19 protein-coding genes and 1 pseudogene are annotated in these 23,968 nt (G+C 42.2%); 1 reads left to right on the top strand and 19 read right to left on the bottom strand.

Features of this window, described 5'->3' with window-relative positions:
• Positions 1-23 precede the first annotated feature (23 nt).
• From nrdR to citZ, 12 genes and pseudogenes are all read right to left on the bottom strand, one after another.
• Positions 24-485 carry a transcriptional regulator NrdR gene (gene nrdR, locus H4683_RS07380; RefSeq protein WP_192598213.1) on the bottom strand — a complete coding sequence of 154 codons (462 nt, stop codon included), beginning with the start codon at positions 483-485 and terminating at the stop codon, positions 24-26.
• Between the two features lie 151 nt (positions 486-636).
• Positions 637-1,659: a glyceraldehyde-3-phosphate dehydrogenase gene (locus tag H4683_RS07375; protein ID WP_192598212.1), complete on the bottom strand. Its 1,023-nt coding sequence runs from the start codon at positions 1,657-1,659 to the stop codon at positions 637-639.
• Between the two features lie 125 nt (positions 1,660-1,784).
• Entirely contained in the window at positions 1,785-2,381 is a 597-nt protein-coding gene (coaE, locus tag H4683_RS07370) for a dephospho-CoA kinase (protein WP_192598211.1), read from the bottom strand.
• 25 nt (positions 2,382-2,406) lie between these two features.
• Positions 2,407-3,279, bottom strand: a complete 873-nt coding sequence (mutM, locus tag H4683_RS07365; RefSeq protein ID WP_192598210.1) for a bifunctional DNA-formamidopyrimidine glycosylase/DNA-(apurinic or apyrimidinic site) lyase — start codon at positions 3,277-3,279, stop codon at positions 2,407-2,409.
• A 9-nt stretch (positions 3,280-3,288) separates the two neighbouring features.
• Positions 3,289-5,910: a DNA polymerase I gene (polA, locus tag H4683_RS07360; RefSeq protein ID WP_192598209.1), complete on the bottom strand. Its 2,622-nt coding sequence runs from the start codon at positions 5,908-5,910 to the stop codon at positions 3,289-3,291.
• A gap of 137 nt (positions 5,911-6,047) precedes the next feature.
• Positions 6,048-7,055 carry a protease modulator HflC gene (gene hflC, locus H4683_RS07355; RefSeq protein WP_192598208.1) on the bottom strand — a complete coding sequence of 336 codons (1,008 nt, stop codon included), beginning with the start codon at positions 7,053-7,055 and terminating at the stop codon, positions 6,048-6,050.
• Positions 7,055-8,023: pseudogene (gene hflK, locus H4683_RS07350) on the bottom strand (FtsH protease activity modulator HflK). Before hflK ends, hflC begins: the two are co-directional and overlap by 1 nt.
• A gap of 106 nt (positions 8,024-8,129) precedes the next feature.
• Positions 8,130-9,548 carry a two-component system histidine kinase PnpS gene (pnpS, locus tag H4683_RS07345; RefSeq protein ID WP_192598207.1) on the bottom strand — a complete coding sequence of 473 codons (1,419 nt, stop codon included), beginning with the start codon at positions 9,546-9,548 and terminating at the stop codon, positions 8,130-8,132.
• Entirely contained in the window at positions 9,545-10,255 is a 711-nt protein-coding gene (locus H4683_RS07340) for a response regulator transcription factor (protein WP_192598206.1), read from the bottom strand. Before H4683_RS07340 ends, pnpS begins: the two co-directional genes overlap by 4 nt.
• 98 nt (positions 10,256-10,353) lie before the next feature.
• A complete protein-coding gene (gene mdh, locus H4683_RS07335) occupies positions 10,354-11,292 on the bottom strand; it encodes a malate dehydrogenase (RefSeq protein WP_192598205.1) in 939 nt (312 codons plus the stop codon).
• Positions 11,293-11,373: 81 nt separating this feature from the next.
• The gene (gene icd, locus H4683_RS07330) at positions 11,374-12,642 is read right to left on the bottom strand and encodes an NADP-dependent isocitrate dehydrogenase (RefSeq protein WP_192598204.1); all 1,269 of its coding nucleotides are present in this window, start codon (positions 12,640-12,642) and stop codon (positions 11,374-11,376) included.
• A 68-nt stretch (positions 12,643-12,710) separates the two neighbouring features.
• Positions 12,711-13,826 carry a citrate synthase gene (gene citZ / locus H4683_RS07325; RefSeq protein WP_192598203.1) on the bottom strand — a complete coding sequence of 372 codons (1,116 nt, stop codon included), beginning with the start codon at positions 13,824-13,826 and terminating at the stop codon, positions 12,711-12,713.
• Positions 13,827-14,005: 179 nt separating this feature from the next.
• Between citZ and H4683_RS07320 the strand changes: the two genes are divergently transcribed.
• Positions 14,006-14,980, top strand: a complete 975-nt coding sequence (locus H4683_RS07320; protein ID WP_192598202.1) for an AI-2E family transporter — start codon at positions 14,006-14,008, stop codon at positions 14,978-14,980.
• On the opposite strand, the gene H4683_RS07315 is transcribed toward H4683_RS07320, so the two are convergent.
• The 7 genes from H4683_RS07315 to dnaE all read right to left on the bottom strand — a co-directional run bounded on the left by H4683_RS07315 (position 14,970) and on the right by dnaE (position 23,967).
• On the bottom strand, positions 14,970-15,353 hold the full coding sequence (locus H4683_RS07315) for an FxsA family protein (RefSeq protein ID WP_192598201.1): 384 nt from the start codon (positions 15,351-15,353) through the stop codon (positions 14,970-14,972). The genes H4683_RS07320 and H4683_RS07315 overlap by 11 nt on opposite strands.
• A gap of 67 nt (positions 15,354-15,420) precedes the next feature.
• Positions 15,421-17,181, bottom strand: coding sequence for a pyruvate kinase (pyk, locus tag H4683_RS07310; protein WP_192598200.1), 1,761 nt, complete (start codon positions 17,179-17,181; stop codon positions 15,421-15,423).
• Between the two features lie 36 nt (positions 17,182-17,217).
• The gene (gene pfkA, locus H4683_RS07305; RefSeq protein ID WP_192598199.1) at positions 17,218-18,177 is read right to left on the bottom strand and encodes a 6-phosphofructokinase; all 960 of its coding nucleotides are present in this window, start codon (positions 18,175-18,177) and stop codon (positions 17,218-17,220) included.
• 72 nt (positions 18,178-18,249) lie between these two features.
• On the bottom strand, positions 18,250-19,203 hold the full coding sequence (locus H4683_RS07300) for an acetyl-CoA carboxylase carboxyltransferase subunit alpha (RefSeq protein WP_192598198.1): 954 nt from the start codon (positions 19,201-19,203) through the stop codon (positions 18,250-18,252).
• A 1-nt stretch (position 19,204) separates the two neighbouring features.
• Positions 19,205-20,068 carry an acetyl-CoA carboxylase, carboxyltransferase subunit beta gene (gene accD / locus H4683_RS07295; protein WP_192598197.1) on the bottom strand — a complete coding sequence of 288 codons (864 nt, stop codon included), beginning with the start codon at positions 20,066-20,068 and terminating at the stop codon, positions 19,205-19,207.
• On the bottom strand, positions 20,065-20,724 hold the full coding sequence (locus tag H4683_RS07290; RefSeq protein WP_192598196.1) for a FadR/GntR family transcriptional regulator: 660 nt from the start codon (positions 20,722-20,724) through the stop codon (positions 20,065-20,067). The genes accD and H4683_RS07290 overlap by 4 nt, the downstream gene beginning before the upstream one ends.
• A gap of 165 nt (positions 20,725-20,889) precedes the next feature.
• Positions 20,890-23,967: a DNA polymerase III subunit alpha gene (dnaE, locus tag H4683_RS07285; RefSeq protein WP_192598195.1), complete on the bottom strand. Its 3,078-nt coding sequence runs from the start codon at positions 23,965-23,967 to the stop codon at positions 20,890-20,892.
• Between the last annotated feature and the right edge of the window lies 1 nt (position 23,968).

Genomic DNA, 23,968 nt, shown 5'->3' with positions numbered 1-23,968 from the left:
CCTTTCTAGTTGAAAATCAAATTTTAATCTTTCTTTCGTTTCTGCAAACTTTGTAATTCATCTATGAACACAGTGACATCTTTGTATTGTCTATAGACTGAGGCAAACCTGACATAAGCAACTTCATCGACATCTGCCAGCTTTTCCATGACCATTTCTCCGACGTCATCCGAATTTATCTCCACGGTGCCAGCGCTTCTTAACTCTTTTTCAATCAAATAGACTATATTTTTCAAATCTTCAAGTGATACTGGGCGTTTTTCACACGCGCGTATTAGGCCCCTAAGTACCTTTTCACCACTAAATTCTTCCCGTGAACCTTCCTTTTTAACAACGACTAAAGGCATTTCTTCTACTTTTTCAAATGTCGTAAAACGAAACGCACATTCTTCACATTCCCTTCGGCGCCGAATAGACCTATTTTCCTCGGCAGGCCTGGAATCGACAACACGGGTTCCATTGTACTGACATGCTGGACATTTCATTATTGTATCCTCCGCTTTTCCATATATTATTTTAATTATAACAGAAATTAGCCTTTAATATCGAAAAAGCGATGAAAAGAGTTATACAATCGAAATAAAACCGTTCCGTAAATCGACAAGTTTCGACTTACAGAACGGTTTCTTTCACCTATTATGCATCCATTTTTGTTTTCAATGCTTTAGCAACTTTTTTCGTCAAGTCGACAACACGTGCGGAATATCCCCACTCGTTATCATACCATGCTAGTACTTTCACTTTGCGAGTTCCCATGACCATCGTGGAAAGACCATCAATAATCGCGGAATCCGTCGTCGTATTGAAATCGATAGAAACAAGCGGCTCTGTAGTGAAACGGAGAATGCCTGCCATATCGCCATTAGATGCCAACTTGAATGCATCGTTTACCATTTCGACTGTAACGTCTTTTTTGACATCTACAACGAGATCGACTAGTGAAACGTTCGGTGTCGGAACACGTAACGCCATTCCGTGGATCTTCCCTTCAAGTTCAGGTAGTACAAGTGCCAACGCTTTTGCCGCCCCTGTCGAAGTCGGGATGATCGACTGTGCACATGCACGGGCACGTCGAAGATCCTTATGTGGATTGTCCAAGTTCTTTTGGTCATTCGTATAGGCGTGAATAGTTGTCATCAAACCATTTTCGATACCAAATGTATCATTCAACACTTTGGCTACAGGTGCAAGACAGTTCGTCGTGCAGCTAGCGTTTGAAATGACATCATGCTTGTCGATATCCAATTTATCCCCGTTAACACCTAAAACGATTGTGACATCTTCATTTTTACCCGGTGCAGACAAGATGACTTTTTTCGCGCCCGCCTCAAGATGAAGAGCCGCTTTGTCACGTGCATTGAATTTACCTGTCGCCTCTATGACAATATCAACCCCAAGTTCTTTCCAAGGTAGATTGAGTGGATCGCGATCCGAAACGATTTTTACACGTTTCCCATTGACAATAAGCGCATCTTCTTCCGCAATGATGTCACCTTCGAATATGCCGTGAGTCGTATCATATTTTATCATATGAGCAAGAGTTTCCGATGGGTACATCGCATTCACCGCTACGATTGTCACTTCATCTTCCATTATCATCTGACGAAAAACCATTCGTCCAATTCGTCCGAACCCATTAATTGCTATAGAAGTTGTCATAAATAAAATCCTCCTGCATGTATGTTATACTTTTTATCGTTTATCCGTTCATTAGTATAACATATCTAGTACTAGAACATAGAGCTTGTGATGACATTCAGAACATTCTACTTTTAATAATTGAGCTAAGGCTTCGCATTCCACTCCGAAAGAATATGTGCAAGCTGTTGTTGTGTCTCTTCTATAGTTCCATTATTACGCAAGACCGCATCCGCTAACCGTTCCTTCTCTTGTATCGGCAATTGGGAACTAATCCGGGCATCAGCTTCTTCTTCGGATAGACGATTTCTTTTCATAAGTCTTTCTTTCTGAATGTCAGGAGTAACGGAGACAACGATGATTTTATCCACAAAGGACTGTAGCTTACTTTCAAATAACAGCGGTATGTCCATGATAACCGTGTTCGCCCCATCCATGATCCACTGTTCTTTTTGCCTACTCATTTCTTTACGGATAGCCGGATGAATAATTCTGTTCAATTTCATCCGCTCTTCTTCATTGCCAAAAATGCGTGCCCCAAGAACCTCTCGATTAAGGGAGCCACTCTTAGTTAGTACATCCTCGCCGAAATGCAATGCAATATCTGCCAATACAACACTGCCTGGTTCAACGACAAGACGTGCAATTTCGTCCGCATCCACGATAGGAAATCCCCTTTTTTGCAGTATGGCGGAGACGGTACTTTTTCCGCTCGCAATACTTCCTGTCAAACCGATAATCATGGGTCAACCTCCTACTCTGCGATGATTATTTCTGACAAGATGGGCAGTAGACAGATGTTCTGCCTGCTATTTTCATACTAGTTGTCATTTCACCGCATTCATAACAAACTTTCCGGCCGTACATTTTAAGCCTATCCTGCATCGTTCCTGCTTCGCCATTGATATTGCGATAATCTGAAATGGAACTGCCACCCGCATCGATGCTTTCCTGCAGAACATTGACAATAACCACGAACAATTCCGTCCTCCGCTTCAAACTAATCCGATCCACTGTCCTTGCGGGATGTATTTTCATTTTAAAAAGTGCTTCTGTTGCATAGATATTGCCGCAACCCGAGATGATATGCCCGTCCATAATAACCTCTTTGATAGGCTTCCGCGCGTATTTTGGTGTATCAGCCATCCTAAGAAAATGGGTGAGCGCACTCGCGTCAAAAGGCTCAGGCGCCATTTTTAATAGAGGCGGATGATCCGCTTCACAATCAATAAGTCTCATTTCCCCGAATCGGCGGATATCCGAATAAACGAGCAGACTACCATCATCCATTGTAAAGACAACATGGACGTGGTTGCGAAACTTCATTTCCCTAATTTCTTCCAGAGATTCGACTGCAAACCATGCCCCCGTCATGCCAAGGTGACTGACGAGGAGACAAGTGTACCCGTCTTTTATTAGATGAAAATAGATATACTTACTTCGGCGAGTGACATTCGTAATCGTCATCCCGACCATATCGGCAATAAAATCTTCTGTTGTAATCCCTTTCAAAACGGCCTCTTTGCCAAGTAATTTTGACTGTTTGACCGTATCTGAAATGGTTATCTCACGGGTTGTCCTTCCTGTCGCGACAGGTGCTAGTGCACGGACAACCCCTTCAACTTCCGGTAATTCAGGCATTTCTTCCCCTCACTTCGTTTCGTACCATGACAATCCGAAAGCCCAATCGACTTTAAGTGGCACATCGAGCATAATGGCGGATTCCATCACTTCCGGTACAATTTCTTTCAGTTTCTCAATCTCTTCTTCAGGAGCTTCAAAGATCAGTTCATCATGTACCTGAAGAAGCATACGTGTCTGCATCCCTTCATCCTTGAGTCTTTTAGCCATATCAAGCATCGCTTTCTTTATGACATCCGCTGCACTCCCTTGAATCGGTGTATTCATGGCTGTCCGTTCCGCAAAGCTTCGCAAATTAAAATTGGAACTCGTAATTTCAGGTAGATAACGTCTGCGATTCAGTAATGTTGTCACATAGCCGTTCCTCTTTGCCTCTGCAACGATATCAGCCATATACTGTTTTACCCCTGGGAAGTTAGCAAGATACGTGTCGATGAATTTCTGTGCATCTTTTCGAGTAATATCGAGATTTTGAGACAGTCCATAATCACTAATGCCATAGACAATTCCAAAGTTCACCGCTTTCGCAGCGCGCCTCATATCCGACGTCACAGCATCCTCCGTCACTCCAAACACATCCATCGCCGTCCTTGTATGAATATCAGCGCCGTCACGGAATGCTTCAATCAGTTTTTCATCATGGGACATATGTGCGAGAACGCGTAACTCAATCTGTGAATAATCCGCTGCGAACAAGTACCAGCCGGGTTCTGACGGTACAAATGCTGCACGAATTTTCCGTCCTTCTTCAAGCCTCACAGGGATATTTTGCAAGTTCGGATTGATGGAACTAAGACGCCCTGTTGTCGTAAGTGCCTGTTGGAACCGGGTATGGATTTTCCCATCCTCATGGATTTCTTTCAATAATCCTTCTATATACGTTGAATTCAGTTTTCCTAGTTGACGGTAATTTAGAATATGACTGATGATTTCATGCTCACTTTCAAGCTTTTCAAGTACATCAGCGGCTGTAGAGTAGCCTGTTTTCGTCTTTTTGATAGGCGTTAGCCCTATTTTTTCAAACAATAGGACACCAAGCTGTTTAGGTGAGTTAATATTAAATTTTTCACCGGCGATATCATAAATATCCGCTTCAAGTTTTGCTAACTTCGCAGTAAGTTCTGTACCAATCACCTGTAATGTTTCGCGGTCCGTCTTGACTCCAGTGGATTCCATCTGACCAAGAATCTTGGCAAGCGGTAGTTCAAGTTCATGGTACAGATTATATTGGTCGTTTTCTTGCAACTTCTGCTCGATAATAGGGCGCAACTCCCAGATTGCCTGCGCTTTCCTAGTCGCATGTTCGGCAACTATCGATTGATCAGGTAGCGCTTTTTTTGCACCTTTTCCATAGACCGCTTCATCTTGCCTGACGTCTGCATTCCCGAACTCACGTGTGATTGAAGCCACATCAGTGTAGGTTGTCGAAGGATTGACGATGTACGTAGCAAGAAGTAGGTCGAATTCAAATCCATCCGTTTCAATTCCATAACGTGCTAATGATGCAAATGCCGCTTTTGAGTCCGATGTGTATTTCTTGTTACTTGAATCCTGCAACCATTTCCTCAAAACGGTTGATTCTTTGGCAATTGCGAACGGGATATAGAAATTGCTTAGCTCATTCGCAATACTAATTCCAAGAATATCTGCTGTTAAATAGTTCTCATCCATCATTTCTATATGGATAGCCATTTCTTCAGAAAGCTGCGATTCCTTCAACTCTGCGATCACTGTGACATCGATATCTTGTAGTACTTCTTCTGCTTGTGGAGCGATTTTTTCAAGAAGTGTCCTGAATTTCAACTCTTGGTAGATGCTCGTCACTTTGTCCATATCCGGCCCTGTGTAAGCCAGGTCATCTACTGAAACGGTAATTGGTGCATTAACTTCGATTGTCGCAAGCTCTTTGCTCATGAACGCTTGGGCTTCATTCACCGTCAAATTTTCTTTCAGTTTTTTAGCCGTGATGTTATCGATTGATTTATACACGTTTTCGACTGATCCATATTCGATTAGAAGCTTGAGAGCTGTCTTCTCTCCAACGCCTGGGACACCTGGGATATTATCGGAAGCATCGCCCATCAATCCCTTCATATCGATGATTCGTAAGGGTTCAATGCCGTATTTCTCCATGATATGTTCAGGCGTATATTTCTCCATATCTGTTATCCCTTTACGGGTGATGAAAACGGTCGTATTGTTGCTTGCAAGTTGCGTCAAATCCTTATCTCCTGAAATAATAACCACCTCGGAACCGGCGGCGTCGCTTATTTTACTCAGTGTGCCGATAATATCATCTGCCTCGTAGTTATCTAATTCATATTGAGGGATATTATAGGCATCTAATAGCTTACGCAAATAAGGAAACTGCTCGGACAGTTCCGATGGTGTTTTCTGACGTCCACCCTTGTACTCCCCGTACGTTTTATGCCTAAATGTCGTCTTTCCCGCATCCCAGGCGACAAGAATATGCGTTGGTTTTTCATCGACAAGAATATTTTGTAGCATCATCGTAAAACCGTACACTGCGTTCGTATGGATTCCATTATCATTTGTTAGTAGTGGCAAAGCGAAAAACGCTCGGTAAGCAAGGCTATTTCCGTCTAGTAATACTATTTTCTTCTTCGTCATGCGCGTTTCACTCCTATTCATAAAAAAACGTCATCTTCATTCATCTTACCACGTGGGTGAGAAGAAATGAAAATGACGTCCCTTATCAAAATGTCCACATCCAAGTGACCCCTTAAGGTACATGGTTGCTGTTTTCTTTATTGTAAATAACCCGTTAGTACTTTAGCATACGGCGATTCGGCAGGAATGATAATCATCGTGTCTTCGCCAATTGTTTTCGAATACGACTGAAGTGTACGATACAAATTATAGAACTCAGGATCTTTTGAGAAGGAATCATTATAAATTTTTGCCGCTTCTGCTTCTCCCTCAGAATGAATGACGGCGGCTTCTTTCTTCGCCGTCGCTAGCATTTCTTGTACTTTGCGGTCTGTTTCCGCTTCAATTCGCTGCTTGTCGGCATCCCCTTCAGATAGATACTTTTGAGCGATTGATTGCCGTTCTGAGATCATCCGCGTATAAATTGATTGTTCGTTCTCTTCTGGAAGATCAATCCGTTTCATACGGACGTCAACAACTTCGATTCCAAAGTTCCCTTCGTTTAGATATTCATTGACACGTTCTGTGACACGATCATTCAGATTTCCACGCGAAGAGTCTCCATCATTGACAACATCGACATACTTGAGCTGACCTAGTTCCGTTCGGACGACAGAATAAATAAATTCTTCCATCCGCATTTCAGCATTGACAATATTACGCGCATTTGAAATCATTTTCTCTGGATCTGTGATTCTCCAAACCGCATAGTTATCAATGATGATTCGCTTTTTGTCCTTGGTATTAATCTCCTCTTCCGAAACGTTATGAGTCATATGGCTTTTTGGTAAGGTCGTCACACTTTGGATGAATGGAATTTTCATATTGATGCCTGGATCTTTCACAACCCGCTTGATCTCACCAAATTGGCGAACGATCCTGTATTCGTCCTGTTTAACAATATAGACATTGGCTACCAAAATGAGTACGAGTGCGAAAATGATAGTAATACCAACTGCGAGTTTCGCGTATTTTTTCACTTCGATGGGCGCTTTTGGCATTTTAACGGAACCTGGTGTTGACGGACTTTTTGTTTTCTGCTTCGCTCGCTGACGTTCAAGGAATTTTTCTTCAATGCTTTTGAACGGATTATTTTCGTTCGTCATTAGTTTCCACCCTCTTCCTTAGTCGTTTCCACTGGTGGAGGTGTCTGGTTTTCCAATTGCTGCAACGGTAAATATTTTACGGTTTCTCCATTATCATTCATGATATAGATTTTAGCTTTTGGCAGCACTTGTTCAAGCGTTTCAATGATTAATCGTTGACGAGTGATTGCTTTATTCTTCAAGTATTCTGCATGTAAATTATTAAAAAGTGCGACATCCCCGCGTGCCTGTTCGATACGTGCGGTTTTTTGACCGCTTGCCCGTGACTTGACGGCATCCTTTTCACCGATTGCTTCACTTTCCTTCTGATTCTCATATTTCTGTGCTTCGTTTATTTTCGTTTCTTACGTTTCACGTGCGTCTGTCACTGCTGTGAATGCGGCCCGGACTTCGGCGTTAGGTAACTCCACATCTTGGAGCTTGACACTTTGAACAATAATTCCTATATCATATTTCTTAATTAATGATGCAAGCAAATCCTTCGTTTTCGCTTCAATTTCCGCTTTTCCATCTGTCAATGCTGCATCTATTGTAGAACTTCCGATAACCGATCGTATGGAAGCCGAAGTTGCATCCCGCAGAATTTCTTGTGGATTTTGTGCGTTGAATAAGTATTTCTGGGGTTCAGTGATTTTCCACTGGACAACCAAATCGGTGAGGACGATATATTCATCCCCCGTAATCATTTTCGTTTCTTTATCATAAGACACAAGATCACCACTCTTATCCTGCTTATAGCCGAACCGAAGACTGTACGTCTCTTTTGATAGTACTTCCGCCTTTTGAATCGGCCATGGTAATTTAAAATGAAGTCCTGAATCTGTGATGGTGGTATCTGCTTTACCGAACGTGATAACGACAGCCTGTTCGGATTCATCAACTGTGTACCAAGTTGTGAAGGCAATGATTAGTAAGAAAAAGCCCAAAATCACCATTCCCATAGCGGTTGCTATTCGACGTGCGCTCATTAAAAAAGCCCCTTTCTCTCTATGTATATATCTTTTATACGTATGAACGAATTGAAAGTTTCATATTCAACGAAATGAAAAGAACGATCCCTAGTTATTGGATCGTTCATATCTTCTTTCGTATTGGAAGTTGGATACGGAATGTCGTCCCTACACCGATCGTACTTTCGACATCGATTGTACCACCGTGCGCTTCGATTAAATGCTTGACAATCGCTAAGCCAAGTCCCGTTCCTCCCGAATCCCGGCTTCTAGCACGGTCCACACGATAGAACCGTTCGAATAGCCGTGGTAGTTGGGATTGTTCAATACCAATCCCTTCGTCAGTAACATCAATGGCCACGTTACTTCCAGATTTAGTTCCTGAAATGATGACTTTCGTCTGTTCTTTCGAATAATTAATTGCATTTGACAGAAGGTTTACCATTACCTGAATAAGTCGGTCCGCATCTGCCTCGATAATGAGATCTCCCTGAATCTCTAAAACAAGGGAAATCCCCTTCCGTTCAAAGTTTCCTGAAGTAATCTTCAACGCGTCATCCATTACTTCTTTTACATTAATAAATGCGTATTGCAGGGAAAATCCTTCCCTTTCCATTCCCGACAATTCTAGTAAATCATCAATTAAAAGATGTAATCTGTCGCTCTCTTTTTGAATAATTTCAAGAAAATCCTTCAAAACTTCAGGTTCATTCATAGCCCCATCAAGTAATGTTTCAGTAAATCCCTTGATGGAGGTGACAGGTGTCCGAAGTTCATGTGAAACATTTGCAACGAAATCTTTTCTTACTTCCTCAAGATGAACAAGTTCAGTGATATCATGCATGACGACGACGATTCCAAGCCAGTTGCCATGCAGACCAATTACAGGTGCCCCGTAAACACTCATATAGTAAAGAGTGCCCCCTGCATCTATTCTGACCTGTTTTGCATGAACTTGTTCTGTCATAAATACATCTTCAATTAACTTTTCAATAGCCGGTGGTAATTCAAGATCTTTAAAAGTCTTGCCAAGAATTTCTTCTTTTGAAAATCCGAAAGTCTTTTCAAATACGCGATTTACAAGATTAACTGCACCTTCACGACCAAACATAAGTAGTCCGCTACCCATACTCTCAATTAATGTCTTCAATCGTTCTTTTTCCATTATCCGTAGTGTAGACATCTCCTGTAAATTGCTTGCAATCTTATTTATCGCAACTGCTAGTTCAGTGTCATATTCAGGATCATCTGTCTGTGCCCGGGCAAGATAATCTCCCTGTGCAAGTTGAATCGCTATTCTTGTCACTTTATCTATCGGCCTAGCGTATTGAAGCATCATTCGAGCGGCCATGAATAAGGATAATACGAATGCAATAAGTAACGTCATAATAAGATAAATCCAGTACTTCCTATGCAAATGAAGATTGATATCATCTATAAACAATGGGAAAAACTGACCTAGAACTATACCAAGACCAGTTAGTAGAACCGAGAGTAGTATAGCGCACGCAATTACGAGACGAGAATAGAGATCTCTCCTCACGCTTTCTGCTCCTCAAATTTATAGCCAATTCCTCTCACTGTCTTAATGAAAACTGGTTTCTTAGTATCTTTTTCGATTTTCTCACGTAAATGACTTACATGAACATCAACAATCCTTGTGTCTCCAGCGAAGTCATAGTTCCAAACTGCACTCAAAAGTTGATCTCGCGAAAGAACTCGGTTTTTATTCTGCATGAAATAAACCAGTAACTCAAACTCTTTCGGAGTGAATTCTAGTTCAACTTTATTTAAATAAACTTCGTATTGTTCAGGATGGATGGTTAATAAACCAGAACTTAGAACCCCTTTATCGTCAGTGCGATTTGTCCAGTCACCACTACGTCTTAAAACTGCCTTCACACGCGCTACGACCTCACGAGGGCTAAACGGCTTCGTCATATAATCATCTGCGCCAATCTCTAATCCGAGCACCTTATCTAACTCGTCACCTTTAGCTGTTAGCATGATGATGGGAATATCAATCCCGCGCTGCCTTAACGTTTTGCAAACATCGATTCCATCCATCTTTGGCAGCATTAAATCGAGCACTATCAAATCTGGTTTTTCAGTTTCTGCTTTCAGGACTGCTTCTTCCCCATCTGCCGCAGAAACTGTTTCATATTGTGCTTGTCTAAGATTGTATTCGAGTAACGTTCTAATCGGTTGCTCATCATCGACTATTAAAATTTTCTTTTTATCTGAACTCATCTACCATCAACACTCCCTATCAATCGTAACAGTTCAAGTTTAACAATAATCAGAAAAAAAATCGAGTAGCAGAAGCTACTCGATTTTTAAAGATTTTATTACGCAAGAACTTTCATAACTGCCCTAACAGATTCAGCAGAATTGGATAGTGCTGCTCTTTCTTCGTCAGTCAATTCAAGTTCAATTATTTTTTCGATTCCGCCAGCACCAAGCACTGTCGGAACGCCTATATAAATGCCATCAAGACCATATTCACCTTCAAGGTATGCAATTGAAGGAAGTACGCGCTTCTGATCTTTCAAAATCGCTTCAGCCATTTCAACAAGTGATGCTGCTGGTGCATAATATGCAGAACCGTTACCAAGAAGGTTGACAATTTCTGCTCCACCTTTACGTGTTCGGTTAACGATTTCTTCAAGTCGTTCAGCAGGAATTAATGTTTCAAGTGGAATGCCGCCCGCGTATGAATAACGTACAAGTGGTACCATGTCATCGCCATGTCCACCAAGTACGAAACCAGTAATATCTTTAACAGACAAGTTCAACTCTTGTGCAACGAACGTACGGAAACGTGACGTATCAAGAACTCCTGATTGTCCGATTACGCGTTCTTTCGGGAAACCTGATTCTTTGTATACTGTGTACGTCATTGCATCAACAGGGTTTGTCAATACGATGATTGTTGTGTTAGGAGAATGCTTTACAATTTCAGCTGTTACAATTTTCATGACTTTTTGATTCGTTTGAACAAGATCGTCACGGCTCATACCTGGTTTACGTGCAATACCCGCTGTGATGATGACGATATCAGAATCCTTTGTATCTGCGTAATCTGAAGTTCCAATAATATTTGCATCGAAACCTTGTATCGGAGCAGCTTCAAGCATATCGAGCGCTTTCCCTTTTGTCGAATTTTCCATTGGTGGAATATCGACGATAACCACGTCACAAAGTTCTTTTTGAGCAAGGAGGAATGCTGTAGTAGCACCTGTAAAACCAGAACCAATAACTGAGACTTTTTTACGTTTCATTGTCATAAGAAACTCCCCTTTTAATGTAGGTTCAACTATGTAAGAGGAGGACAAGCCCCCTCTGCTTATACGGTTAATCTTTAAATGTTATAGATTTTTAATCAATTCATCAGCGAACTCAGATGCTTTAACTTCTGTTGCACCATCCATCAAACGTGCAAAGTCATAAGTTACAACTTTCGAAGCAATCGTTTTCTCGATTGAAGCAGTGATCATCGTTGCTGCTTCGTTCCATCCAAGGTGCTCAAGCATTAAGACACCTGAAAGAAGGACTGAAGAAGGGTTTACTTTATCAAGTCCTGCATATTTCGGAGCAGTACCATGTGTTGCTTCGAAAATTGCATGACCCGTTAAGTAGTTGATGTTCGCACCAGGTGCGATACCAATTCCGCCAACTTGCGCAGCAAGTGCATCAGAAATATAGTCACCGTTTAGGTTCATCGTTGCAACAACGTCAAACTCTTTCGGGCGAGTCAAGATTTGTTGAAGGAAGATGTCAGCAATCGAATCTTTTACGATGATTTTACCAGCTGCTTCTGCGTCAGCTTGTGCTTTGTTCGCAGCATCTGTTCCTTCAGCGTCTTTAATTACATCATATTGGTTCCATGTGAAAACTTTATCGCCGAATTCTTGTTCAGCAACTTCATAGCCCCAGTTTTTGAACGCGCCTTCAGTGAATTTCATGATATTCCCTTTGTGAACGAGCGTCAATGATTTACGGCCTTCTTTAATGATGTAGTTAAGCGCAGCACGTACAAGACGTTTTGTGCCATCTTCAGAAATAGGTTTAATACCAATCCCAGAAGTTTCAGGGAAACGAATATTTTTAACACCCATTTCATTTTGTAAGAAGTCGATTACTTTCTTCGCTTCTGGAGTACCTTCTTTGTACTCAATTCCTGCGTAGATATCTTCTGTATTTTCACGGAAAATAACCATATCACAGTCTTCAGGACGTTTAACTGGTGAAGGAACACCTTCAAAGTAACGAACTGGACGTAGACAAGTATAAAGATCTAACTCTTGACGAAGTGCCACGTTCAATGAGCGGAATCCGCCACCGATTGGCGTTGTAAGTGGACCTTTGATAGCAATTAAGTACTCGTCAATCGTATCAAGTGTTGCCTGCGGAAGCCATTCTCCAGTTTCGTTAAATGCTTTTTCTCCCGCAAGTACTTCCTTCCAGATAAGCTTTTTCTTACCATCGTATGCTTTTTCAACAGCAGATTCCAAAACGCGTGAAGCTGCGTTCCAGATGTCCGGACCTGTTCCGTCACCGATGATGAAAGGGATTGTTGCGTGATCAGGAACGTTTAATACACCATTAGTTACTGTGATTTTGCCATTGTTAGTCATTATTAATTTCCTCCTAATTTCAAAATCATAGGCCCACATATATCTATGTCGCACTACTCATTCTTATATTATCGTTCGTTGATTGGTACGTACTTTTGCATTCCAGGTCCTGTGTAATCAGCACGTGGACGAATTAGTCTGTTGTTTGCATACTGTTCAAGTATATGCGCAATCCAACCAGATACGCGTGAAACTGCAAAGATTGGTGTGAACAAGTCGTGATCAATACCCAATGAGTGATAAACGGATGCCGAATAAAAGTCAACGTTTGGTGGCAAGTTCTTTTCGCCCGTCACGATTTCTTCAATCTTATCGGACATGTTATACCATTTTTCTTCGCCACGAAGTTCAGTCAATCGTTTAGACATTTCGCGAAGATGTTTCGCACGTGGATCACCTTTACGGTAAACACGGTGTCCGAAGCCCATGATTTTTTCTTTATTCGCAAGTTTTTCTTTGATGTATGCTTCGACTTTATCTTCAGAACCGATTTCCATCAGCATTTTCATCACTTGCTCATTTGCGCCTCCGTGAAGGGGGCCTTTAAGTGCTCCGATTGCAGCTGTAACACCGGAGTACATGTCTGAGAGCGTCGCAACACAAACACGCGCAGTGAATGTTGATGCATTTAGCTCGTGATCAGCGTGAAGGACAAGTGCCTTGTCAAGTGCTTCAATTGCAATCGCCTCTGGGTCTTTCCCAGAAAGCATGAACAAGAAGTTTTCAGCATAGCTAATACCCGCTTTTGGTGCCACGGGTTCTAGGCCTTTACGAATTCGTGCAAATGCAGTAACAATAGTAGCAATTTTCGCTTGCAACTTAATCGCTTTTTCGTAGTTTGCCTCATCGGACATATCTTCAGCTTTGTCATCGTATAATCCAAGAAGAGATACTGCAGTTCTTAGCGCAGCCATTGGATGAACTTCTTTGATTGGATACGTTTTAAAATGATTAAGCACTTCCTGCGGAACTGACATATTGTCTGCCAACTGTTTTTTCAACTCTGCAAGTTCTGCATCTTTCGGTAGACGTTGGTGCCAAAGAAGATAAATTACCTCTTCAAAGCTGGCATTCTCTGCGAGATCGTCAATGTCATAGCCGACATATGTAAGTGTGTCATCAATGATGGAACTGATGGCGGACTGTGTCGCTACGACTCCTTCCAACCCTTTGGTTGATGTCATGTGAATCGCTCCTTCTTTCAGTATGGCCGTTCAGTTCTGAAAAAAAGATAAGGACGGCCAATCTGCTTATAATGGATACCTATCCAAAATGCTTACATCGTCCATTATAATCAATTTAGTCCCCTTTGGGAATGGAAACGCCTATTTTTGTTTTTAATAGTGTAAAAAGGGGGCGTAAAATGTCGAAAAACCACCATAGTCAACAAGTTTTTCGCACAATTTTCATTAAATGGCTTCCTGTCATTTTAACTGGAATCGTCATTTTCACTGTTCCTCCCGCAGCCATCGCAATTATTATTGCCTATTTCACGGCTCCCATACTTTCATCCGTCCGCTCAATGACGAGAATTCCTTTGACAATTGCAACACTTTTTGTCATGGTACTTATGCTGTTTCTTTTTGGTGCTTTCACTTTTATTGCTCTCCACGGCCTCATTGATACCGTTCCTGCTATCGAACGTCAAATTGAGCCATTTACGAAGAATACCGATTTTGCAGGCAAACTTTTTGCTATCCTCGAAGAAAAAGTTGTACAGTACGGACATGCAATTTTAGAGTATGCGGTTTCACTGATTAGCACTGTTTTTCAACAATTGTTCAGCTTATTTATTTTTCTTGTTGCCTATTTTTTTGCTTTACGTGAATCCGGAAAAAACCGTTTTTGGTTTCTCATCTATTTTCCCACCACTATTCGCAAACCCGCGAGAAGGATGTTTTTAGAAGCCGGTAAACTGATTGGGACTTTCTTATCAGTAGAAGCTCGGTTATTTCTTCTTACATTCACAATCATTACAGTTGGATTCTTCTTCCTACGGTTCGATTCACCGGTTGGAAACGCCTTTCTTGTTTCTCTAGCAGATAGTTTACCGTTTCTTGGAATAGGTTTGTTTTTTCTACCTATGGCCGCATTTTTCCTTTATACAAATAACATGTACGTCGGGATTTCTCTCATCTTACTTTATCTATTCACCCTGACGACACGTCAAATGGCGGAGTCCTATATGTGGGCTTCCACGTTCCAATTGAAACCCATCCATGCATTCTTCATAACGGCTTGTTCAGTCTATCTGTTTGGGTTACCCGGTATTTTACTCACGCCATTCCTTCTTTTTGCCGCACTGAAAGTTAAACAACATCCTTTGTTTAACTCATGACAATACGGCCATTCTTCATCTTTTTATAGAGCCATTTCTGGATGATTGGCCGGATACTATTTCTTGGGCCACTGAATAATAAGAGAAAGCCGATGAAATCCGTTATGAAGCCGGGCATAAGCAGCAAAATACCTCCAATGAGAATACAAACACTATCAATCAGCGCATCCCCAGGTGTCTCCATAGTCGCCATCCGTCTTCTAAATTCAGTCAACGCTTTCATACCTTGTCGTTTAGCGAGATACGCACCCCCTATCCCTGTCAATAAAATAATTGAAATCGTTGGAATCAAACCTAGTGTTTTTCCAGAATAGATGATTAACGCAAATTCCGAAGTCGGTACAACGATGAAAGCAAGCATAATCCATTTCATAAATACATTAACCTCCTAAAAAGGCTGCTTGCCGAGTTCTTTCGGAAGCAGCCTTTTGATAATTAGCTTAGAGTACGCTAGCGCGTCCATTATAAACTACGCCCGATTCAGCATCCATCGTGATTTCAGTGCCATGTCGGATAATCTCTGTAGCATTTTCAATTCCTACGATAACTGGTATACCAAGACTAAGTCCTACAATTGCGCCATGGCTTGTCAGTCCGCCTTCTTCTGTGATAAGACCCGCACATTTTTCAATAGCAGGCATCATATCCCGATCAGAAGCGTTTGTTACAAGAATTGCCCCTTCCATATCGTACGCCAATGCTTCTTCTGCATTTTTGGCTACAACCGTTCGACCGTAAGCGACACTCTTACCAATCCCTTGCCCACGCGCAAGCATATCGCCAATGACATGAATCTTCATCAAGTTCGTCGTCCCAGCTTTACCAACAGGAACGCCCGCAGTAATGATGACAACATCCCCATGACCTACGTATTGATGTTTAACACTTTCTTCAATCGATTCTTGTAAAATTTCATCGATTGACTCTACCTTTTGTCCGACAATCGGGTAAACTCCCCAGACTAGGGTCAGTTTTCTTGAACAAGTCTCGGAAGACGTAACGGCGATGACTGGGCAACCTGGTCTATATTTAGCAATCATTTTAGCTGTATGGCCACTTTCAGTCGGCGCAAGAACCGCTTTCACTTTCAAATTAATAGCTGTGTAGGCTGCAGCTTGCCCAATTGCTTCCGTCATATTGCCTTCTTTTTCACGTCGACGCACAGAGACAACAGAACGGTAATCGATTGCATTTTCTGTCGTACGTGCAATCCTGTCCATCGTTAGAACGGATTCGACCGGATAGATTCCAGCAGCCGTTTCCCCTGACAACATGATTGCATCGGTTCCGTCCAGTATCGCATTTGCCACATCACTCGCTTCTGCACGTGTAGGGCGTGGATTACGTTGCATGGAATCTAGCATTTGTGTAGCAGTAATTACCGGTTTTCCTTCTTTGTTACATTTTTCAATCAACTTCTTTTGAACAAGTGGTACTTCCTCAGCAGGAATTTCCACACCAAGATCGCCACGCGCTACCATGAGGCCATCAGAGACATTGATAATTTCATCAATATTATCGACACCCTCTTGATTTTCGATTTTCGGAATGATTTGCAAATGTCCGCCATTGTTATTCTCTAAAAGTGCACGAATTTCCATTACATCAGAAGCACGTCTAACGAACGACGCAGCTATGAAATCGACGCCTTCTTTTATTCCAAACAAGATGTCCGCTGCATCCTTTTCAGTCAACCCTGGAAGTTGAATAGAAACACCTGGAACGTTGACACCTTTTTTGTTTTTTAATGTCCCTGAATTGACTACTAATGTATGAATAAGTCCAGATCCTTCATCTTTCCCAGTCACTTCGAGTTGGATTAGACCGTCATCCAAGAGAATGACAGCACCCTCTTCAACATCTGTAATAAGTTTGTCATAAGTGACAGAAAACACATCTTTATTCCCTTCGACTTCTGTCATAGAAATAGCAATTTTCTGTCCTGTAATAAGATCAATTTGACCATTTTCCATAGAATGGGTTCTAATTTCAGGTCCTTTCGTATCCAGCAAAATACCGACAACTTTTCCTTTATCACGCGATACTTTTTTAATCGTGTCAATACGCGCTTTGTGTTCTGCATGATCCCCATGAGAAAAATTCAAGCGCGCAACATTCATGCCTGCATCAATCAGTTGAGCTAGTAATTCTGGTGACTCACTTGCAGGTCCGATTGTACAGACTATTTTTGTCTTCCTCATCAACTATCGCCTCTTTTACTATTATTGAACAAATTATTAAATTGATAATTCCCTGGACAGTTTGTACATTTCCACGTCAAAGACGTTCGGTTTTTCAAAAACATCTTTTAAATCATAGTTTACCACCACATGATTTCGCATGCCAATTGCTAAACCTCCACGTCCTTCTTTCAAAACCTCGACTGCTTTTGCACCATACTGACTTGCGATGACACGGTCACGTGCAGAAGGAGAACCTCCACGTTGGATATGTCCTAGTACAGATATACGCGTTTCAATCCCCGCCTCGACTTTTAAGCGTTCGGCAAGTTCAGCAGCCGACATTACCCCTTCCGCGACCACGATGATGCTGTGCCTTTTCCCACGACCTGTACCGCTTTTTAAACGTTCTATAATAGCAGGTAACTCATACTTTTCCTCAGGGATTAAAATGGTTTCAGCCCCTCCTGCAAGGCCCGACCATAACGCAAGATCTCCCGCATTACGGCCCATCACCTCGATGATGAACGTTCGTTCATGTGAAGTTGCTGTATCACGAATCTTGTCAATTGCATCAATAACTGTATTCAACGCCGTGTCAAAACCGATTGTAAACTGTGTACCATTGATGTCATTATCGATCGTTGCGGGAACACAGACACATGGACATCCAAGTTCCGTCAGTTCTAACGCTCCCCTGAACGAACCATCCCCACCAATGACGACAAGACCTTCAATGCCATTCAATTTCAACTGTTTCATGGCTTTCTCGCGGCCTTCAATCGTCCTAAATTCTTCACTTCGAGCTGAGCGAAGCATCGTTCCGCCACGTTGGATAATGTCACCTACCGAGCCAAGTTGCAGAAGTTCGATTTTCCCTTCAATCAATCCTTGATAGCCATTGAAAACACCCGCCACTTCAAGCCCCTCGTAAATTGCCTTCCTTACGACCGCACGGACAGCTGCATTCATGCCCGGCGCATCTCCTCCACTTGTCAAAACAGCAATTTTCTTCATTACATTCACCCCTACAATTTATCGCTAATTCTTTCAATGAATCACGAAAAGATGCGGTCACCCGCATCCCTATTATTCTGAAAAGACTCCGATTCCGCGGAATTTCATGTATCGATTCTCAACAAGCTCTTTTCCATTCATTGATCCTAAGCTTTCCAATGAAGCACGGATTGCATCCCTAATATATATAGCTTGTGCTTTCGGGTCACGATGTGCGCCCCCAAGAACTTCGGGAATCATATCATCGATAATTCCCATTTCTTTCAAATGAGGTGCCGTTATCTTCATAGCTTCAGCCATCTGTTTCCCAAGAGAAGAATCTTTCCACAAAATAGAAGCCGCCCCTTCTGGTGAAATAACCGAGTACCATGAATTCTCAAGCATAAGAATGTGATTAGAGACGCCAAGCCCCAACGCTCCACCGCTGCCTCCTTCGCCTATGACAATCGAAATGACTGGCACTGTAAGTCCCGCCATCTCAACAAGGTTTCGAGCAATCGCTTCGGCCTGGCCACGCTCTTCAGCTGCCTTCCCCGGATAAGCGCCTTTCGTATCGATGAAACAAATAATCGGACGATTGAATTTCTCCGCTTGTTTCATAAGACGTAGTGCTTTCCGGTAGCCTTCTGGATGAGGCAAACCGAAATTTCGTTTCACATTCTCTTTTGTATCTCTCCCACGCTGTTGACCAATGACTGTTATTGGCGTCTTGTCGAACGAAGCGATTCCACCAACAATTGCTGCGTCGTCAGCATACGTTCGGTCCCCATGCAACTGCATGAAGTCTTCAAATAACGCATCGATATAATCAAGGGATGTCGGACGCTCAGGATGCCTTGCCACTTGGACTCGATCCCATGCTTCCATGTTCCCGTATATTTCTTTTTCCAAGTTTTTCAACCGATTTTTGAGCGTTTCAACTTCGTCAGATAAATCGATTGAATTGGTCTCTGTGAAATCCTCTAGTTCTTTGATTTTTTCACGTAGTTTGACGATTGGTTCTTCGAATGTCAACGTTTTACTCACTTCAGTTCCCCCCCTTCACATGAAGTCGCAGAATCCTCGACAGTATTTTCTTCATTTCTGCGCGGTGAACAACTGCATCCAACTGTCCGTGCTCAAGAAGGAACTCTGCGGTTTGGAAATCGTCGGGTAACTTCTCCCTGACCGTTTGTTCGATAACCCGTCTGCCAGCGAATCCGATAAGTGCTTTTGGCTCAGCAATATTAATATCGCCCACGGATGCAAAACTTGCTGATATGCCCCCTGTTGTCGGGTGGGTCATAACAGAAATAAACAATAGCCCTTTTTCTGCATAGCGTTTTAGCGCAACACTCGTTTTCGCCATCTGCATAAGTGATAACACACCTTCTTGCATCCTAGCGCCACCACTTGCTGAAAAGATGATCAATGGAATTCCAAGTCCCGTCGCTTTTTCGATTGCGCGTGTAATTTTCTCTCCAACAACGGATCCCATTGACCCCATACGAAAGTGGGAATCCATTATCGCAACAACAACTACATGCCCATCGATTTTACCTGTTCCTGTAAGAACTGCTTCATTCAAACCGGTCTTCTTGGCATCCGATTCGACTTTCTCGGTGTAGCCTGGAAAGTTAAGCGGATTCTCAGTTTTCAAATGATCATCCATCGACTCGAATGATCCTTCATCAAAAAGACAATTCACCCTTTCGTACGCTGTCATCTTCAGATGATGATCGCATTTTGGACATACCTTCATCGTCTTCATCAGATCTTTGGTTAAGATTATATGTTTACATTTCGGACATTTTGTCATAATCCCTTCCGGAACATCATTTTTTGCATCAGTAGAAGGAATCGTCATTGTTGTCTTCTTCTTTTTGTTTTTCATGAATATATCCCGAATCATTCCTCTTTTTCCCCTCTTTCCCCTTCAACTAGTTCTATCCATTCCGAATAGGCTTCCAGCGTTTTCTCTTCAGTGCCTTGGTGCAAATTCTCCAGTAAACTCTTAACGATGTCTTTTTCACTAACGCCCGTCATTTTATCAAACGGAACTTTGCTATATTGTTTCAATAAAAACCAGATTTTCAAAGATAATCTGTTCCCAGTTGCAACAATCATTTCTCGAATAACATCTTCACGAAGAATTTCCCCATCCAACTCGATTTTAGCGAGTAAACTTTCCCATACAGGCAAGGTATGTAATGCGCTATCCTTGCAAACCGACACAATCGCAGCTTTTTCATGAATCCTACGTGTCTTTTGTACATCGCTAATAGAGTCAGGTTGTTGCATGATAAATGCCGCAAGAACTTCAACAAGTTGATGTTTCTTAAAATCTGCTAGGAATGTCCCTTCTCCCCGTCGTGTTTCGATGAGTCCAAGTAGTTCCAGACTTCGTAATGCTTCGCGTATCGTAGACCTTCCTGCCTGTAGCCGCTCTGCCAATTCCCGTTCCGACGGTAATTTACCACCCGTTATAATGCCTTCTTCTTTAATAATCGATTTAAGTTCACCGACAATATCAAGAAACATTTTCGATGGAGGTTTTGGTTTCTGCATAATGGGCTCCTCTGAAATTCAACATGAGTATAAGTGGTCAGACCACCTCTATCTATAAGCATACAGAAAAGAATGAACTTCGTAAAGTGGGAAATGGAAAGGGTTAAGTTCATAACAAGTTTCCCGATTCATTAAAAAGGCTTGTCCACACTATTAACAAGATTTTTATTTACTTTCTGTCCGCTGAACGAGTATTTGCGCCTTTCCTCTACGACGTTCAACAATCCCTTCAACATGAATCATCGCCATTTCGATAAGATGAGAACTCGAAGTAGTGTATTGCTTCGGGAAAAATGTACAGGAAATCTGATCCGTGTTATCTTGAACCGTAACAAATGCCATCGATTCCCCTTTTTTCGTACGAATATGCTTAATCTCTATAATAAGACCTACGATTTTCACAGATTTCCGATCCGGATATGTCAAAACCGAAGAAATATCCCCGTATTCTCCAAGCACCCTCTTTTTAACTTCTTCTGCAGGATGTTCAGAAAGATAGAAGCCGAGCACTTCCCTTTCGTATTCCAGCAACATCATTCGTGGCATCGTTCCACCAGGAGAATACTTTGGACTTGCAACTGAAAAAAAGGCTTCACTTAATAAGTCACCCTCTTGGTCTGGTCGAACGAATAATGCGTGTGAAATTGCCGCATTGATTGAAGTGAGAAGTACAGCCCGAGTTTCCCCAAAATCATCAAGAGCTCCCGCTTTTATGAGTGGGCGAATTGCTTTCTCGGTAAAATAACTCCCCCCAAGATTAGCCGCCATATCGAATAGCGTCTTCCATTTCCCACTAGTCTTTCTAGCTGCTTTAAGGGCATTATAAAATATCGGTGTAACGCCTTTGATGGCACTAAGCCCAATACGAATCGAATCCTTTTCAACTGCATACATATACTTACTCCGTTTGATAGAAGGGGGTAATATCTGTACATTGCGTGATTCAGCTTCACGCATTAACGCCATTGTCTTATCATGATTCCCTGTGGTTGATGACAGAAGACCCGCATAAAAGTAGGCTGGTTTATTCGCTTTTAAATAGGCAAGACGGTAGGAAATAAGTGAATAGGCAACAGCATGACTTTTTGGAAATCCATAATCCGCAAATTTTACGATAAGATCATAAACTTCGATGGCTGCACTTTCTGGAAATCCATTATTCACCGCATTTTGTGTAAAATGAACGCGTTCTTCCTGAAGAATATCACGGTTCTTTTTACTAATCGCCCTTCTCAATAAATCTGCTTCACCCATTGTAAACCCAGCTATATTGACCGCAATCTGCATAATTTGTTCTTGATAAACAATGATTCCGTACGTTTCCACCAATACCGATTCGAGTTGCGGATGCGTATAGGCGATGGCCTCATTATTATTCTTCCTCCGGCTAAAAAGTGGGATATTGTCCATCGGTCCCGGCCGATACAATGCCGTTATAGCAAAGATATCTTCGAACCTATTTGGCTGGACGATTCGGAGTGTATCTCTCATCCCGTCTGACTCAAATTGAAAAACCCCCGCCATATCACCAGACCTGAAAAGTTCAAATGTTTTTTCATCATCCAACGGGATTTTCTCGAAATCTAAGCGGACCCCGGTATCATAAGTCATCATCGCCCTGATACGGTCTAATAAAGTTAGATTACGTAGACCCAGAAAATCCATTTTCAACAATCCTTGTTCTTCCACATCGCCCATCGACCATTGCGTCAAGTAAATTCCATCCGCGCCATCTTGTAGAGGAACCGTCTCGACAAGTGGGATTGGAGATAGAATCACACCCGCCGCATGTGTTGATGCGTTCCGCGGCAATCCCTCAAGCAACGTTGCTGCATCGAACCACTTGCTCCGTACAGGATCGATTGCAATCCAGTCACGAAGCGCTTTGGACTCCCTAATGGCATCTTCTAGCATCACGCCATGTCTATTCGGAATTTCCTTCGATAGAAATGCCATCTCTTCATTCGAAAAATCAAATACGCGTGCGACGTTACGCGTGACAGACCGTGCAGATAGCGTACCGAATGTAATGATTTGTGCAACATTTGCTTTGCCATATTTTTGCGCTACATAGTCAATCACTTCCGCACGACGATTATCCGCAAAGTCGATATCGATATCAGGCATGCTCACTCGCCCCGGATTTAAGAATCTTTCAAAAATAAGACCGTATCTTACAGGATCAACATCTGTGATTCCAAGCGCAAAGGCAACCAGTGAACCGGCGGAAGATCCTCTCCCAGGACCAGTCAATATATCGTGTTTTTTAGCATAGCGAATAAAATCTTCGACGATGAGGAAGTAATCAGCAAACCCCATCTGACAAATGATTTCAATTTCATAGCGTAGGCGATTTTGATAAGATTCTTCTATACTTCCAAGTCGACTTTGCAGCCCAGCTACACAGTTCTTTTCGAGTAAAGTTGTAGCTGTTTCACCTATCGGAACTGGAAATAACGGCATCAATGTTTTACTTGGTGGAAGGGTCGCATTGCATGATAATAGGATTTTTGCTATGTTTTCAAGCCACTCGGGTTTGTCTGAGAACCATTGTCCAAGTTCGCTCTCTTCGGGGACATATGCGTCTTTAACCATACTTACAGGCCTTGCAGGATCATTCAATTTGAAACCTGTCCGTATCGCCTCTGCAACCTCATATGCGAAAGCATCTTCTTTTGCTACATAACGGGATTCATGAATAGCGACGATGGTCGTATTCGTTTCCCCTGCAATCGCTTCAATTCCACCTTCGTCTGGATGGATTGTTCCGCCCCGTCTGCCAACCCCAATAAACACGATAGAGTTTCCACAACCATTCATAATACGGTGGAATTCTTCCTTAGTGCGCAGTGTATCCCACGAAACGTCCGTTAATGGACAGATTATAATACAGCCCGCACTATACGCTTTTAACCATTGAAGGGGTAGCATCCCGGAATCCCTCGTCGAAATTGCACTACTCATTTTTAGTAGGTTTCTAAATCCCTCATCGTCTTTTGCATAGACATATAAAAGGACCACTTCCCCTTCACCAACATCCAGCAAAACGGACAATCCGATAACAGGATGAATCCCGTGTTTTACCATCACTTTATAAAATGAACGGATGCCATATAATTTGGAGTTTACGATTGCAACAGATCTAGCCCCTCTCCTTTGCAGAAGCGGGGCTAGACGATCAAGTTTTATAATTCCACGTAGAAGGTCTGCGCCGGTCACTACTTGCGGATAGACAAGTTTCAAT

It is taken from the genome of Sporosarcina limicola (genome assembly GCF_014873855.1).
GTDB classification, from domain to species: Bacteria; Bacillota; Bacilli; order Bacillales_A; family Planococcaceae; genus Sporosarcina; species Sporosarcina limicola.
This window is presented reverse-complemented; position numbering and strand designations above follow the sequence as displayed.

Bases quoted from the DNA above. Each gene is read 5' to 3' on its own strand.
- nrdR (WP_192598213.1), bottom strand. From the start codon at position 485: ATGAAATGTCCAGCATGTCAGTACAATGGAACCCGTGTTGTCGATTCC.
- H4683_RS07375 (WP_192598212.1), bottom strand. From the start codon at position 1,659: ATGACAACTTCTATAGCAATTAATGGGTTCGGACGAATTGGACGAATG.
- coaE (WP_192598211.1), bottom strand. From the start codon at position 2,381: ATGATTATCGGTTTGACAGGAAGTATTGCGAGCGGAAAAAGTACCGTC.
- mutM (WP_192598210.1), bottom strand. From the start codon at position 3,279: ATGCCTGAATTACCGGAAGTTGAAGGGGTTGTCCGTGCACTAGCACCT.
- polA (WP_192598209.1), bottom strand. From the start codon at position 5,910: ATGACGAAGAAGAAAATAGTATTACTAGACGGAAATAGCCTTGCTTAC.
- hflC (WP_192598208.1), bottom strand. From the start codon at position 7,055: ATGACGAACGAAAATAATCCGTTCAAAAGCATTGAAGAAAAATTCCTT.
- H4683_RS07340 (WP_192598206.1), bottom strand. From the start codon at position 10,255: ATGAGTTCAGATAAAAAGAAAATTTTAATAGTCGATGATGAGCAACCG.
- mdh (WP_192598205.1), bottom strand. From the start codon at position 11,292: ATGACAATGAAACGTAAAAAAGTCTCAGTTATTGGTTCTGGTTTTACA.
- icd (WP_192598204.1), bottom strand. From the start codon at position 12,642: ATGACTAACAATGGCAAAATCACAGTAACTAATGGTGTATTAAACGTT.
- citZ (WP_192598203.1), bottom strand. From the start codon at position 13,826: ATGACATCAACCAAAGGGTTGGAAGGAGTCGTAGCGACACAGTCCGCC.
- H4683_RS07320 (WP_192598202.1), top strand. From the start codon at position 14,006: ATGTCGAAAAACCACCATAGTCAACAAGTTTTTCGCACAATTTTCATT.
- H4683_RS07315 (WP_192598201.1), bottom strand. From the start codon at position 15,353: ATGAAATGGATTATGCTTGCTTTCATCGTTGTACCGACTTCGGAATTT.
- pyk (WP_192598200.1), bottom strand. From the start codon at position 17,181: ATGAGGAAGACAAAAATAGTCTGTACAATCGGACCTGCAAGTGAGTCA.
- pfkA (WP_192598199.1), bottom strand. From the start codon at position 18,177: ATGAAGAAAATTGCTGTTTTGACAAGTGGAGGAGATGCGCCGGGCATG.
- accD (WP_192598197.1), bottom strand. From the start codon at position 20,068: ATGATTCGGGATATATTCATGAAAAACAAAAAGAAGAAGACAACAATG.
- H4683_RS07290 (WP_192598196.1), bottom strand. From the start codon at position 20,724: ATGCAGAAACCAAAACCTCCATCGAAAATGTTTCTTGATATTGTCGGT.